Raw genomic sequence first — 14775 nt, 5'->3', positions numbered from 1 at the left:
GTAGGATGGGTTAGCGATCGCGTAACCCATCATTTTGGTCTAGTTGAAAGGAACTAAGCAACCATTCGTACTGATTCCATCGCAATTTCTGCCATCGTGATATTGCGCTTAATGTCTAGATGGTTGAGATAGCCAATGGGATCTTCAGCATTAAAGGGAATATCATCAAAGAGTTGAATTGCATTGCGGCTGTAGGTGATGTCTGTTAGACCCAACTCACGGGCGGCGGTACTAAATACGCCGACGCGACAGGTTTTCTCTAATACTTCTACCCAGTTACGAGGGAAGGGAACATCGCCCCAACGCGCCATCTGGGTAATGTGCCAGAGATGCTCCGAACGGCTCGGGCGGTTAACACCAGCACCATAGAACTGGTGGTGAGCAGGTTCGCGCATGGGGGTGTCAAGCGCACAGGTGACATCATCAGGGTTGCCCAAATGGATGTAATTAACATTGGTGCTGACATAGGCGCGACGGGAAAGAATCTGGCGGATCTCTTCAGCATTATTGGGATCAGCACAGTACATGCAAGCTTCTAGCAATGCCTTAACGAGAGCGATATGGGTGTTGGGATAGGCATTTGCCCAGTCTTCTCGAACACCAAGAACTTTCCCGGGGTGACCATTCCAGATTTCGAGGTCAGTTGCCACGGTGAAGCCGATATTTTCCATGGCGGCTCGGAAGTTCCAAGGTTCGCCAACGCAGAATCCATCGATACTACCTGCTTTGAGGTCAACAACCATTTGGGCAGGAGGAATGGTTTTGAGTTCCACATCGAGATCGGGGTCGATGCCACCTGCGGCAAGCCAATAACGGAGCAGGAGATTGTGCATTGATGAGGGATGGACTACACCCATGCGGTGTTGACGATCGCGAGTACTTTGCAACATCGCTTTGAAATCGGCGAGGGTATGAATGCCGCGATCGTAGAAATGCTTATCGAGGGTAATGGCGTTACCGTTGCGGGTCATGGTTAGAGCCGTGACGATGGGCTTGCAAGCGCCAGCACCACCGAGGGTGAGCCACATTGGTAAACCTGAAGGCATTTGCGCCGCATCAAGATAGCCGCCAGAAATACCATCAACAATGCCGCGCCAACTGGTTTCACGAACGAGGGAAACTTCATCCAGACCATGCTTTTCAAAGAAGCCTTTTTCCTTAGCGACAGCGATCGGCGCACAGGCAGTTAAGGGAACAAAGCCGATTTCGAGGTTGACTTTTTCCAAACCATGTTTTGCTACAGTGGTAACCTTGCGAGCATTCAACTTCTTGACACGCTTTTGTTGGTTCAAGAAGTAAATGATTTCACTACGAAGGCTGTAGTAACTAGGATGATTGACCGCTTCCATGCGTTGACGGGGACGGGGAATATCCACTTCGAGGATATTGCCAATTTTCGAGGCAGGTCCATTGGTCAACATCACAATGCGATCGCTAAGTAATACAGCTTCATCGACATCGTGGGTAACCATTACGGCGGTGATCTGGTCTTCATTACAGATCTGCATCAACTTCTCTTGCAAGTTACCGCGAGTCAGCGCATCCAACGCTCCAAAGGGTTCATCAAGGAGTAGCAATTTCGGACGAACAGCTAAAGCACGAGCGATCGCTACCCGCTGGCGCATCCCACCTGATAGCTGGGTGGGCGGCTTATCGATCGCATGGGCAAGTCCCACCATGTTGACATAGCGCTCAACTAAATCATGACGCTCACCCTTGGGCAAATGGGAAAGCACTTCGTCAACGGCAAGAGCCACATTTTCGCGCACCGATAGCCAAGGCAAGAGCGAATAGTTTTGAAATACCACCATGCGATCGGGACCGGGACGAGTTACGCGCTCATCTTCGAGCATGACCACGCCGCCACTGGGTAAGTCCAAACCTGCAATCATGTTTAGCAAGGTGGACTTGCCACAACCAGAGTGACCGATGAGAGAGATAAATTCACCTTTTCTTATTTGGAGGTCAATTCCTTTGAGGGCAATATATTCTTTTCCACCGCCTAAGGGAAATGTTCTCTCTACCTGATCGACTAAAACAAAATCCTGCATTTTAAAATTCTCCATTCGTTTTATAAAACTTTTTTAACCCCTCCCTAACCCTCACCTTGAAAGGGGAGGGAATAAGATTTCTTTTCTCCCCCCTTTCAAGGGGGGACTAAGGGGGGTACTACTTCTGTTCTTCAGGCAAAATTACATTTTGGAGCCATGCAACGGCGCGATCAAGAATCAAGCCAACAGCACCGATGTATACCAGAGCCAAGATAACTTCACCCACCTTGTCATTGGTGTAGGAGTTCCAGATGAAGAAGCCGATACCAACAATACCTGACATGATGATTTCCGCAGCAATAATTGCCAGCCATGCGAGACCGATGGAAATACGTAAACCAGTGAAGATATAGGGCAATGCCGAAGGAATCAAAATCTTGAAGAAGTACTTTTGCTTAGAAAGTTGCAGTACTCGCGAAACGTTGCGATAGTCTTGGGGAATTTGCTTAACGCCAACAGCAGTATTTAACAGGATCGGCCAAACAGCAGTGATGAAGATAACGAATAATGCGGCAGGTTCGTTTTGACGGAGAGCAGCAAGTGCGATCGGAACCCACGCAAGAGGAGGTACTGTTCGCAAAAATTGGAACAATGGATCGAGCGCTTTATCAATAACCGCATTAGTGCCAACTAAAATCCCTACACTAATACCCACGATCGCTGCGATTGAGTAGCCCTTTGCAACACGCTCAAAGCTAGCGAGAGTCTGCCAGAATAGTCCTTTATCAGTACCACCGCGATCAAAGAATGGATAAAGCAATAGGTTACGAGTGGACTTTTCAGCCATGATATCCCAAGGACCGGGCAACTTGAGTAAACCAGTCCAAGTAAGCAGTTGCCAAACAATGAGAAATCCAAGAATTCCAACAATTGGGAGCGCCCAATTCTGAGCATTCTTTTCCCAAAATTTTGATAGCGATCGCCCAAAGCTACCGTTACGATTACCAATACTTGCTGCCATAAACTTGCTGCTCCTGCTCTTTACTGTATGTTGATGATTAATTAAAGTTATTCTTCGTAACCACGGTTTATAAGCTATCTTGAATAGCTTATAAACCGTCAAAGATAAAAAGTCTTAGAACGTAAATGTTGTCCGAACTACACCAACTGTTGCTGTAGGTGCATTATTGATACCCTCTGGATTAAACACAAAGAATACACCTGGGGTAATACTGATATTGTTAGACAACTTAAAATTGAAATAACCTTCTAAATGGTATGGAGTTGCAGTAGCGCCAGCTGGAATTGTAGCAATACCACCAACTGCATTACGTGCTAGAGGCTGACCAAAGAGAATACCAGCCGTGTTGCCTTCCTTAAAGACATCACTAAAATGGAATCCAGTCATCCAACTAGTAAAGGTTGTGGAAGCATCCTTATTAGTAAGATTGGAAAAGATCCATGCGCCAGATAGATTAAAGGCAATCTTGGGAGTAATTCGCCATGTCAAAGTTGAACCGATAGAATTCATTTTGATAGGGTCAGCTAGTACGCCTCCATTAATTGCCCCAATGTCTGCGGAAGCTAGGCCAGTTCCCAAGATATTGATCTGGTGATAGCTATTGGCATAGTTGAGTCCAATATCTAGATTGGAAGTAGGTTTGAGGGTTAACTGAGCAGCAGCAACGGTACTACCACCAAAGAAACCTGCACCAAGCAAAGTATTGGGATTGTTAGCAGGGATCGCCGAGTTAACACTGCCGTATAAAGCTCGAAAATCAACCTTATCGGAGGGAGTCCAGATGAAACCAACAGCCGCAGCTAGACCCGTACCAGATGTACCTCCAGATACACGGGTAGCAGCATTTAACCCTTGACCAAAACGGGAGATAGAGCCTTGACCTTCACTAGCAAAAGGACTGATCGCTGGGAAAGCATCAGAAACTTCCGCATTAGAACCTGCGAACATCGTCAACTTATCAGCTACAGGGAAAATATAAAGTAGCTTGTAAAGGTTAACCGAGTTAGCGGCTGAAGTATTGGAGTTAGAAGGATTGAAGTTGAGGAATTGATTCTCAAATCCCAACCGAACATTACTAGAACTACCAAGGGGATCGGCATAACCTAAAGGTGCAGCCAGACTGTTGATATTTGTAGCTTGCAATCCCGTAATCAATAAGTCCTTACCAGAGAAGCTAGTCAATAAATTCAGACGGACACGGTTATTAAAAACAATATTAGTGTTTGTGCCACCGTTATTAGGATTTGCTCCTGTTGCACCCGATACACTGAAAATCGCTTCGCCGCTCAGTTTGGTTGTCGTGGAGAACTGTTGCGCTTCTAGTTTGGCGGTTTTTGTATCAAGGGCATCAACTCGACCACGGAGGGTTGCGAGTTCGGCTGCAAATTCCTCTTGAAGCTTTTGTAAAGTTGTGAGGTCTTCTTTACTGACCTTGTCCGCTAATCCTGCCGAAATAATCTCATTGATTTTGTCAAGACAAGCATTTAAACCAGCCGCAAACTCATAGCGCGAGGTTGCTTGCTTGCCGCGAAATGTGCGATCAGGATAGCCTGCGATGCAACCATAACGCTCAACTAGTGATTGTAAGGCGGTAAAAGCCCAATCCGTAGGACGCACATCTGATAGTTGAGAAACTGATGTGACATTCTGAGCAATTGGATCGTTAGCGATCGCTTTCAGTTGAGGTTCGCTAGAAATTGCAGGAATAGAAGCAGTCTCTATTACAGGCGTTTCAGTGCTAGCAGTAGTTTTTGTTTCAGTGAATGTAGTTGAAGGATTTGTAGGGTTTGCCTCTGCCGATAACGATATCGCGCTTAATGATAATGGCACGCTTAGTAGAAGTAATCTGAGGCTATTAGTATAAAGTTTCAAAATTAATTTTCCTCACACAATATTTTTAATTTGTTCCAATTGGCTTGTTACCCTAGACCTGTTGAAGGTTTGTAGAAGTCTTTGAATTACTTCTTTAACCTATACCTTCTTGATCTTCAGGCTATCGAGATAGGCTTGGGGATTTTCGGGATCGAACTTTGTCCCATCAAAGAATTCCTCAATACCGCGAGAGGTGCTAGGAGGAATATCCGAGAAACCTGCTTCTTTAGCAGCTTCACGCCAGAGATCTTCACGATTGACCTTCTTAATTAAATTTTTTGCAGTTGCAAGAGATTCCTTTGGTAAGAAGCCCCAACGCACACTCTCAGTGATGAACCAGAGGTCATGGCTTTGATATGGATAGGAGACATTGCCCTTAGCATCTTTCCAATACAGAGGAGCTAGACTCTTGTCGTCAATCACTCGTCCATCGCCCATATCGTACTTGCCCATCATCGGATCTAAGAGGATTTCAGGGGATACGCCAAAGTAGTTGTTGGCAGCAACTATTTGGACAAGCTCTTTCCGATTATCGAAGTTATCACACCATTGCTGGGCTTCCATAATTGCCTTAAGCAAAGATTTGGTTGCCTTAGGATGCTTATCTACCCAGTCTGCACGCATCGCTAAATATTCTTCAGGATGTCCCTTCCAAATTTCGGCGGTGAGGGCAGGGATGAAGCCAATCTTCTCTTTGACGATGCGATAGGGCCAAGGGTCACCTGTGCTGAAGGCATCCATCGTGCCAGTTTTCATGTTGGCTACGGTTTGCGCCGCAGGAACAGTCAACAATTCGACATCAGCATCAGGATCGATTCCATTTGCCGCTAGCCAGTAACGAATCCAGAATTCTTGATTTGCTTTGGGGAAGGTGTAAGCAGCCTTGAACTTCGCGCCTTCAGACTTAGTCTTATCAAAGAATTCCTTGGCTTTATCGATTTTCAGGGTTAATCCCTTGTTTTTGTGCTTATCGGCGATCGCGATCGCATTACCATGTGTATTTAACTGCAACAGTACATACATAGGGATTTTGAGGTTATCGGTGATAATTCCCTCGGAAATCAAATAGGGCATTGGCATTTGCCATTGACCACCATCGATACCACCTGCGGAGGAACCAATTTTGACGTTATCTCTAGCGGCTCCCCAGTTGGCTTGTTTGGAGATTTCTACATCAGTCATGCCATATTTCGCAAAGAATCCCTTCTCTTTGGCAATAATTAACGGTGCTGCTTCAACAATTGGTAGATAGCCCAGTCTCACCTTAGTTGTCTCAGGTACTTGATCAGGGGGCAAGTTTATTTTAGTAGCATTAGCAGAACTTATAGTTGGGGTATCTTCGGGAGGGTTACCAAGACATCCTTTGAGAAGTACTGAACTAAGAGCAGTAGCTCCAGCCGTAGCTATAAATCGTCGCCGTGAAATGTTGTTTTTTAAATTAGACATAACTTATTAATTGATTCGCAAGAACGATTGATTTATCTCTATTGGTATCTTAGAGTGAAGGGCAAATAGAGTAAAGTCTATTATTCTTATAATAAAGATAAGTTTTAATCTATGCATTTTCTTGATAAGGTGAACTATAGGTTGTTCTATATAGTTGCCATGCTAATTTCGCCCCAATTATGCTCCCATGCCCGCTAAATATAGCTTTTAGAAATAAAAGCCATAGATTAGTTAGATAAATAAACCTAATCAGTCGTCCTAATTAAGCCCCTAATTCAAATCAACAACAAAAAGCCATGTTTTACAACATATCTGAGCAGCAAATACGAAAAGTACGTTGGGTGTTAACCTGTGCTTGGTTACTTCTCATTGCTTCCCTCTTTTATGACCCGATTTCTCATTTAATTACAACTCCAAATCAAACTTGGAGTCCTTTTCGCATCAAGCCCGAAGATTGCATATCTGTCCAAAATAATTGTTTGGAATTGCAACCTTATCCCCTTGGCGCACCAATATTTTGGGGCATAGTTGTGCCTAGCGCTATTTTTATCTTATTGGTATTGGGGCATGAGCTATGGCGGCGGATTTGTCCTTTATCCTTCCTATCACAAATTCCTCGTGCTTTAGGATGGCAAAGACAAATCAAAAGAATTGATAGCAAAACAGGGAAAGTTCGTTATGAAATTCCTAAAGTCAAAAAGGATTCTTGGATAGGTAAAAATTATCTATATCTTCAGTTTGGACTATTATTTATCGGTTTATGTAGTCGGATTTTGTTTATTAATGGCAATGCGATCGCTTTAGGTTTATGGCTAATGATGACGATCGCCGCAGCTATCACCGTCGGCTATCTCTATGGCGGTAAGACTTGGTGTAATTACTTCTGCCCGATGGCTCCTGTCCAGAAAATCTATGCGGAACCATCGGCTCTATTGGCGACTAAGGCACATATGAGCGAAGTGCCAATTACTCAATCAATGTGTCGCACGATTACCAATGAGGGCAAAGAACAGAGTGCCTGTGTTGCCTGCCAAAATCCTTGTATCGATATCGATTCTGAGCGTTCCTATTGGGATGGTATTGAGAAGTCTGAAACCCAATTTCTTTACTACTGCTATCTAGGGTTAGTAGTGGGCTATTTCTTTTATTACTACCTCTATGCAGGCAGTTGGGACTACTACTTTTCAGGGGCTTGGGCGATGGAGGGCAACTCCATTCAACAATTACTATCCTCTGGATTTTATCTATACAATCAAGCGATTCCTATACCCAAAATTCTAGCCGTACCGCTAACCTTGGGCTTATTTACAGGACTAGGCTATATCTTTGGCACTCTGAGCGAACGTCTTTATCGTTCCTATCTCCTTTTCTCTAAACAAAAAACTTCTAATTTACAGATTCGCCATCACTTATTTAGTGTCACTACCTTTATTGCTTTCAATCTATTTTTTATTTTTGGTGGTCGTCCTTTCATTCGCCTACTACCCAACTTTTTCCAAGAAACCATTGATGTATTGATGGTCTTAGTCAGTACTTTGTGGTTAGCTCGTACCCTCAAGCGTGATCCTGAACTCTATGCAAGGGAAGGCTTGGCTGGTAGATTCCGCAAACAGTTATTGAAGATGAATTTCCCCCTTAACCAATACTTTAGCGATCGCGATGTGGATGATCTCAATCCCCATGAGGTCTATGTGTTGGCAAAGGTGTTACCAGGATTTACCAAGCAAAAGCGCTATGAAGCTTATAAAGGGGTACTGCGCGAATCTTTGGAAGAGGGTTATACCAATTCTGCTAGTAGTTTGGAACTGTTAAGGCAATTACGCACAGAGTTAGATATTTCGGATACCGAACACCGTAATCTTCTCGAAGAACTAGGTGTAGAAGATCCCCAACTTCTCGATCCTAATCGCCAGCGCAACCTTGAGAACTTAGTCCGCATTTCGGGTTATCGCAAGGCTCTTGAGCGCTTGGTTTATCTCCAAAATCTAGATGCTAATACTGCCTCACGGCAATTGGCTCAAACCTATAACATCACGCCTACGGAGGAACAAGAAATTACCCAAGGCTTTGATCACGATGCGTCTCTAAAGCAAAAGTCCTATTTCTATCTCGATCGCCTTGCCCAGCTATTGCAGTCTTACCACAACCTCAATCAACCTTGCCTCTTAGAACATCGTCCTGCCGTCTCACTATTACTAGAGGCAATCTCCCGTAAAAAGAGGATTTTGGTGCTAGCTCTATTAGAAGCGATTGCTAGTCTCAATACCTCTGAAGGTAATGAGATTGCCAGTAATTTGGGTAAGCTCTCACCTACTGTTTTGGGAGATATCCTCGAAGAACCCAATTCCGTTTGGTTTCACAAAATCCCGTCAACCCAGATCAACTTACTGAGGCTATCATCAGAAAATATGACTTGCTCAGTGGCGATCGCTGTTTCTGAGGTGGTTGATACCCTAACGGATCTGCTACAAGAACCAAACCCTTTAATTCAAGCCGTGAGCTTGTATTTATTGCAGATTTTAGACTTTGCAGCGAGTCGAGTTGCGGCGGTTGAAATCGAAAGTCAGCATCCCTTAGTTCAAGAAATGATCACCTTAATTCTCAAGAGTACGCACTCCTTGTCTTTGGCGAATTTTGAGAAATTAGAACGAGTGGTATATCTATTCAATAGTGACTTTTTCCATTCTCTTGAAAATGAAATTTTGATCGAGTTAAGCGATCGCGCCTATGTCAAATCATATCTAGAGAATGAACATATTACTGAGGCTGGCGATACTTGTCGAGAGTTGCTACTGCTAATTGAGGGCAATGTGGAAATTAGGATCATCCGTGCGGATCAATCCGAAACTATCTCAAATCTTGTATCAGGGAAAGTTTTAGATGAATTAGAAGTGTTAACTCATACTAATTTGACAGGTACAATTACAGCAAAATCTTCACCAACTAGGGTTTTAGCGATTCCTGTTGATACCTTTGATGATCTTATGGAGCGCGATCGCAGTTTAGCCCTAAAGGTCTTAGAACTAGAGAGTATTCGTCTTAAAACCCTCCTCAGTAGAGAGTAAATACCAATGGTAAGGATGGGCGGCGCTTCGCGCCGCCCATCCTTACCATTTTTTTAGGACTACCCCAAATTGTTGTGATGCCAGAATAGCAGGGGGCATAACAATCTGGGTTTTAGGCTATATTTTTAAGTAATTCTAAGCAATTTGCTGACCAACAACCTTCTAGAAATCTTCATGAAACCAACTGTTAGTCTTTTACATACCTCTAGCTATGAAATTGCATCGCTTATGCAGGCTCTAGAGGCTGTACTTGCACCCCTAGGAGGTATGTCCAGCATCGTCAAAGCAGGCGATCGCGTTCTCCTCAAGCCCAATTTACTTACAGGCTCACGTCCTACCAAAGAATGCACCACCCGCCCTGAATTGGTATATTGCGTTGCCAAGATGGTGATCGATGCTGGTGGTAAGCCATTTTTAGGTGATAGCCCTGCCTTTGGTAGTGTCAAAGGAATTGCCAAAGCCAATGGGTTATTACCCCTTGCAGAAGAATTAGGAATTCCCATCGTAGAGTTTCATGGCAAGCGCTACGAAACGGAGGGGGAAGGAGAGCTACATAATCTGCGCCTTAGCAAAGAAGCGATGGATGCGGATGTGGTGATCAATTTGCCTAAAGTAAAATCGCACATGCAGCTCACCCTTACCCTCGGCGTGAAAAATCTTTTTGGCTGTGTACCAGGAAAAATGAAAGCTTGGTGGCATATGGAAGCAGGTAAGGATGTGAATCGTTTCGCACAAATGCTAATTGAGACAGCACGCACAATTAATCCTGAACTGACGATCATCGATGGTATTGTCGGACATGAGGGCAATGGACCTAGTGCTGGTGAGCCAAAAGAGTTGGGCGTTTTAGCAGCTGCCCGTGATGTTTTTGCCCTCGATCGCGTTATGGTAGAGATTCTTGGTGTGAATCCTCTTGATGTGCCAACGGTTGCCGCCTCGATTCGTACAGGACTATGTAGCGATCTAGATGCTATTGACATTGTTGGTGATCAGATCGAGCAGTTACAAATCCCTGACTGGCAATTACCCACAACAATGATGGCGATCGATTTTGAGTTACCGAGAGTAGTACGATCAACCTTTAAACATCTATATATTAAGTTCATCAAAGAACCGCTTAGTACCTATGCCCGCACCTAACAGCCCGCCGCTAATTTTAGTGGTCGAAGATGCCCCTGACAACCAAGTTTTGGTGGAGCAGGTGTTTCAAGATTCAGGCTATAACGTCACCTGTATCCAAGATGGTCAAGCGGCGTTAGATTGGCTAGAAAAAAATCACCCCGATCTAATTTTGCTTGATCTATCTTTGCCAGAAATCGATGGCTGGGAAATTGCGAGACAACTCAAAGCTAGCGATCGCACATCGAATATTCCGATTGTGGCGGTAACTGCTCATGCAATGAAAGGTGATAAGGAATCGGCGATCGCTTCGGGTTGTGATGATTATCTGACAAAGCCTTTAGATATTGATTTGTTAGAAGCCTGTGTCAAACAATGGCTAGACAGGAAATAAAAGCAGGGTAGTGCTTTCCACTACTCTGCTTTTGTCAATGAACCTAAAAACAAAAGCCTATAGTTATATATAACTTAGACTAAGATTTAGAGAGAGTTTAAAGTTAAAAAGCTTTACAACTTCATTTAATAAATTCCATATATTTTTTCAAAACTTATTTATTCGCATTATTCACATTAAAACGACAGAGATACATCCATTGGTTGTGTTTCTGCCAAATCGCAAAAATTTATAAATCATCAAATTTAGGAAACTGTTTTATGTCTGGTCGTGTTGGAGTACTACTGTTAAATTTAGGAGGTCCTGAGAAGTTAGATGATGTCTACCTTTTCTTGTATAACCTGTTCGCCGATCCAGAAATTATTCGCCTGCCGATTCCCTTTTTGCAAAAGCCGATCGCTTCCTTAATTGCTGCTAGTCGCGCTCCTATTAGTCAAGAAAATTACCGCATGATTGGTGGTGGTTCACCTCTACGGCAAATCACCGAAGAGCAAGGCGAAAATATCGAAAATGTCTTGCAGCGTAATGGGATCGAGGCAAAAGTTTATGTCGGTATGCGCTACTGGCATCCCTACACCTCAGAAGCGATCGCCAAAATTAAACAGGATGGGATTACTCGCCTTGTAGTATTGCCTCTATACCCTCAATACTCGATCAGCACCAGTGGCTCTAGCATTAAGCAACTTGATGACCTCTGGGAAAATGATCCTGAACTACAAGCGATCGAACGCATCACGATCCAATCTTGGTACGATCGCACTGGCTACATTCGCGCCATGAATGAATTGATCGATGCTAAGTTACAAAGCTTTGCCGATCCAGAGAATGTACATATTTTCTTCAGTGCTCATGGTGTGCCTGTAAAATATGTCACCGAATACAATGATCCCTATCAATCGGAAATGGAAAATTGTGTCGATGGCATCATGAAAGCAATCCGTCGTGATTATCATCGCTACAATGCCCATACCCTCGCCTACCAAAGTCGAGTTGGTCCTGTGGAATGGCTGCAACCCTATACCGAAGAAGCAATTCACAATCTCGCTAAACGCGGCATTAAGGATCTCTTAGTTGTTCCCATCAGTTTTGTCTCTGAACATATTGAGACCTTGCAAGAGATTGATATCGAATATCGTGAAGTTGCTGAAGAAGCAGGCATTCATAATTTCGATCGCGTTCCTGCTTTAAATAGCCACCCAATCTTTATCAACGATCTCGCTGAGCTGATTATGGAATCTCTCGGTACAACGAAAATGGCAGCAGTTCCTGCTTAAACGTAACGCGAGTTCGGGATAATTTTGAGAAGAGGGTTTGCGTAGCAAACTCTCTTCTCAGTAAAAGCCTTGCTACGCAAGGTTTTTACTTTTGGTTTTTAAAATTTGCCAGCTTAACCCCAACTGACGCTAAACGTAAAAAGCCCTGCTTAGTGCAGGGCTTTTTTGTAAAGTCATAAAGTGGGGGTGAAGGGACTTGAACCCTTACGACCTTGCGGTCAACGGATTTTAAGTCCGTAGCGTCTACCATTCCGCCACACCCCCGAAAGGCTTTGTTATTTTAACCCGAAATGCGTAACTTTAACATCAGAATTTTGATAATTTTGTAAATTATCTAGATAAATTAACTTAAAGCCTTATTCAGTAAGGCTTTAAGTGATTTATGCCACATCAAAGCCGCGACATAATTTTTATTCGTTGTCCCATTTGTCTTGGGTATAACCAATTTGAGTAGCGGCAGCTTGTTCTTCACTAGTTAGCTCTTCCCAAGATTTGTCCGCAGACGCAGGAATGTCATCTTCTCCTTCCCAGCTAGATTGAGTCCAACCTAATACTCCCCAAAGTTTTTGGTCTTCACTTGACAAGTCATCCCATTCAGGAAAATCCAGTCCGTCATCCCAATTTTCTTCATTCCAGCCTAACTGTGTCCAGAGTTCTTGCTCAGCACTGGTCAGATCGCTCCAACTGAGTTCACTCCAAAATTCATTAGGATCGCCAGTTACTTTACGGATTGTAGTCATAGAAAGTTTGCTCTCAAATTAGAGTTCATCTAGATTTCATCATAGGTTTTGCTAGCTTCGAGAAGCAACAGTTAAAATTTAACCTTTGAACACAAGGAACAATAGAGGTCACACAAAGTGTGACCTCTATTGTTTAGTAGAGACTATTTAGTTACAAAAAAGACTCTCTCTTCTTTGATTAAGCCAAATTTATTTTCTTGACCACCAAATAACTGGTCATCTTTGATCCACTCAAAAACATCGACTTTAAATCCAACCTGCTTCAAGCGATCGCAGTAATCATGGCTATAAATGCGGACATGATCAGATTGTCCAAAGGCTTGCTCACGTTGCTCTGGTGTAATCATCGTGGCATCTTCGTAGGTTTGGGCGATCGCATAGGAAATTGGGACTTGTAAAATCGCCCAACCATTAGGCTTTAAGACTCGATACAGCTCCGACATCGCCAGATGATCATCAATAATATGCTCTAAAATGTGATTGCAAATAATCGCGTCAAATGTAGCCTCCTCCCAAGCCATATTGGTAATATCCATCTTGACCATTACCCTTTCTAGATAAAGATCGGCTGATAAATAATCAATATTTTTCTGCTGTCTCAAGATGTTTTCCAGTTTGAGTTCTGGAGCCATGTGTAGCAATTTTGTAGGCTGTTCAAAAATATTAGTTTTGTTTTTTAAGTACAAATAAACTAATCGTTCGCGATCAAGTGATCCACAGTTAGGACAGAGGGCATGATCGCGTTGCCCACCCCCAATAATGCTTTTTTCTTTCAGTACGGGAAAGTCCAGACCAAAAGGTAAAAATGTTTCTAAACTAGAATCACAGAGTGGACAGTGGTATCGAAACCCAGAGTTGCTTTGAAAGTCAGTTGAATTATTTTTTAAATCTTGCATGAAGTTGATCGTTCACTAGGAATGACAGGACAAAGCGCCATCATTACAGCATAAATGTACGTGACTCACCATTGACAGCACTTAGCATCGTGTCATTGACCACATTATCTGATTCCAAATTGCCATCGACTAAGTTCACAATGCGGTCAGCCACATCAAGGATACGGTTATCATGAGTCACCATCAAAATCGTGATATTTTCTTCCTTTGCCATTTTTTGCATCAGTGTCACCACATCACGCCCAGATTTTTTGTCCAGTGCTGCCGTTGGCTCATCTGCGAGAATTAACTTTGGACGATTGACCAAAGCACGAGCGATCGCCACCCGTTGCTTTTGTCCACCCGATAGCTCATGGGGTTTATAGTCAATGCGTTGTCCTAGCCCCAGCGCTGTTAAAATTTCGGCAGCCTTATTGGAAGCTACTGCATTTCCGCCCTCATGCTGAAACAAATCCGTAGACATCATCACATTTTGCCTTGCGGTTAATGAGTGAAAGAGATTGTGGGCTTGAAAGATAAAACCAATATTTTTGCGAATCTGTACTAACTTTTTAGGATGGAGATTTCTGAGTTCTTGTCCTAAAACTTGTAGACTCCCATCTTGAATTGTGCGTAAAGCCCCAATCAATGTCAAAAGCGTTGTTTTGCCTGAACCAGAAGGACCTGTCAAAATTACAATCTGCCCAGGATAGACATCTAAATTGATGTCAAACAAAACCTGCTTAAATAAATCACCTTCGCCATAGTGAAAATTTAAGTTGCGGATTTTAATTGATGGTTCCGTATGAGCAAGAACTGATGATGAAGGCGCGTAAGGAGTTTCAAGCATAGTCTAGTAACCTATAGACAAAATAAGTATAGCTATAGCCATTTGAGTTAGGACATAAAACCTCAAAAAGATTGGGAACGCTTTACTCTGCAATTCTCTTTGGGGTTTTGATTTTGTTCTAAGCGGTT

11 protein-coding genes and 1 tRNA gene are annotated in these 14775 nt (G+C 43.3%); 4 read left to right on the top strand and 8 right to left on the bottom strand.

Going from position 1 to position 14775, the window contains the following annotated elements:
- Positions 1-53 precede the first annotated feature (53 nt).
- From NMG48_RS18460 to NMG48_RS18445, 4 genes are all read right to left on the bottom strand, one after another.
- Positions 54-2051, bottom strand: a complete 1998-nt coding sequence (locus NMG48_RS18460) for an ABC transporter ATP-binding/substrate-binding protein (protein WP_271252894.1) — start codon at positions 2049-2051, stop codon at positions 54-56.
- Between the two features lie 118 nt (positions 2052-2169).
- Complete coding sequence (gene ntrB / locus NMG48_RS18455) at positions 2170-3012, bottom strand: nitrate ABC transporter permease (protein ID WP_271252893.1); 843 nt, start codon at positions 3010-3012, stop codon at positions 2170-2172.
- A 114-nt stretch (positions 3013-3126) separates the two neighbouring features.
- Positions 3127-4842: an iron uptake porin gene (locus NMG48_RS18450; protein WP_271252892.1), complete on the bottom strand. Its 1716-nt coding sequence runs from the start codon at positions 4840-4842 to the stop codon at positions 3127-3129.
- 141 nt (positions 4843-4983) lie between these two features.
- Entirely contained in the window at positions 4984-6330 is a 1347-nt protein-coding gene (locus NMG48_RS18445) for a CmpA/NrtA family ABC transporter substrate-binding protein (RefSeq protein ID WP_271252891.1), read from the bottom strand.
- 296 nt (positions 6331-6626) lie between these two features.
- Between NMG48_RS18445 and NMG48_RS18440 the strand changes: the two genes are divergently transcribed.
- From NMG48_RS18440 to hemH, 4 genes are all read left to right on the top strand, one after another.
- Positions 6627-9395, top strand: coding sequence for a cyclic nucleotide-binding domain-containing protein (locus tag NMG48_RS18440; protein ID WP_271252890.1), 2769 nt, complete (start codon positions 6627-6629; stop codon positions 9393-9395).
- Between the two features lie 174 nt (positions 9396-9569).
- Positions 9570-10535 carry a DUF362 domain-containing protein gene (locus NMG48_RS18435; protein WP_271252889.1) on the top strand — a complete coding sequence of 322 codons (966 nt, stop codon included), beginning with the start codon at positions 9570-9572 and terminating at the stop codon, positions 10533-10535.
- Positions 10522-10908: a response regulator gene (locus tag NMG48_RS18430; RefSeq protein ID WP_271252888.1), complete on the top strand. Its 387-nt coding sequence runs from the start codon at positions 10522-10524 to the stop codon at positions 10906-10908. Before NMG48_RS18435 ends, NMG48_RS18430 begins: the two co-directional genes overlap by 14 nt.
- 260 nt (positions 10909-11168) lie before the next feature.
- Complete coding sequence (gene hemH, locus NMG48_RS18425; RefSeq protein ID WP_271252887.1) at positions 11169-12182, top strand: ferrochelatase; 1014 nt, start codon at positions 11169-11171, stop codon at positions 12180-12182.
- 181 nt (positions 12183-12363) lie between these two features.
- On the opposite strand, the gene NMG48_RS18420 is transcribed toward hemH, so the two are convergent.
- The 4 genes from NMG48_RS18420 to NMG48_RS18405 form a co-directional block, all read right to left on the bottom strand.
- A tRNA-Leu gene (locus tag NMG48_RS18420) sits at positions 12364-12446 on the bottom strand.
- Positions 12447-12592: 146 nt separating this feature from the next.
- Complete coding sequence (locus NMG48_RS18415; RefSeq protein WP_271252886.1) at positions 12593-12922, bottom strand: hypothetical protein; 330 nt, start codon at positions 12920-12922, stop codon at positions 12593-12595.
- A gap of 143 nt (positions 12923-13065) precedes the next feature.
- On the bottom strand, positions 13066-13818 hold the full coding sequence (locus NMG48_RS18410) for a class I SAM-dependent methyltransferase (protein WP_271252885.1): 753 nt from the start codon (positions 13816-13818) through the stop codon (positions 13066-13068).
- A gap of 43 nt (positions 13819-13861) precedes the next feature.
- Positions 13862-14647 (bottom strand): DevA family ABC transporter ATP-binding protein, encoded by a 786-nt coding sequence (locus tag NMG48_RS18405; protein WP_271252884.1) that lies wholly within the window; start codon positions 14645-14647, stop codon positions 13862-13864.
- Positions 14648-14775 lie beyond the last annotated feature (128 nt).

Source organism: Pseudanabaena sp. Chao 1811, from assembly GCF_027942295.1.
In the GTDB taxonomy this organism is placed as follows: Bacteria; Cyanobacteriota; Cyanobacteriia; order Pseudanabaenales; family Pseudanabaenaceae; genus Pseudanabaena.
Note: the sequence above shows the minus strand (reverse complement) of the source record. Positions and strands in the feature narration are given on the sequence as shown.

What these genes read in the sequence shown, in the direction of transcription:
- NMG48_RS18460 (WP_271252894.1), bottom strand. Translation starts at nt 2,051, where the DNA reads ATGCAGGATTTTGTTTTAGTCGATCAGGTAGAGAGAACATTTCCCTTA.
- ntrB (WP_271252893.1), bottom strand. Translation starts at nt 3,012, where the DNA reads ATGGCAGCAAGTATTGGTAATCGTAACGGTAGCTTTGGGCGATCGCTA.
- NMG48_RS18445 (WP_271252891.1), bottom strand. Translation starts at nt 6,330, where the DNA reads ATGTCTAATTTAAAAAACAACATTTCACGGCGACGATTTATAGCTACG.
- NMG48_RS18440 (WP_271252890.1), top strand. Translation starts at nt 6,627, where the DNA reads ATGTTTTACAACATATCTGAGCAGCAAATACGAAAAGTACGTTGGGTG.
- NMG48_RS18435 (WP_271252889.1), top strand. Translation starts at nt 9,570, where the DNA reads ATGAAACCAACTGTTAGTCTTTTACATACCTCTAGCTATGAAATTGCA.
- NMG48_RS18430 (WP_271252888.1), top strand. Translation starts at nt 10,522, where the DNA reads ATGCCCGCACCTAACAGCCCGCCGCTAATTTTAGTGGTCGAAGATGCC.
- hemH (WP_271252887.1), top strand. Translation starts at nt 11,169, where the DNA reads ATGTCTGGTCGTGTTGGAGTACTACTGTTAAATTTAGGAGGTCCTGAG.
- NMG48_RS18415 (WP_271252886.1), bottom strand. Translation starts at nt 12,922, where the DNA reads ATGACTACAATCCGTAAAGTAACTGGCGATCCTAATGAATTTTGGAGT.
- NMG48_RS18410 (WP_271252885.1), bottom strand. Translation starts at nt 13,818, where the DNA reads ATGCAAGATTTAAAAAATAATTCAACTGACTTTCAAAGCAACTCTGGG.
- NMG48_RS18405 (WP_271252884.1), bottom strand. Translation starts at nt 14,647, where the DNA reads ATGCTTGAAACTCCTTACGCGCCTTCATCATCAGTTCTTGCTCATACG.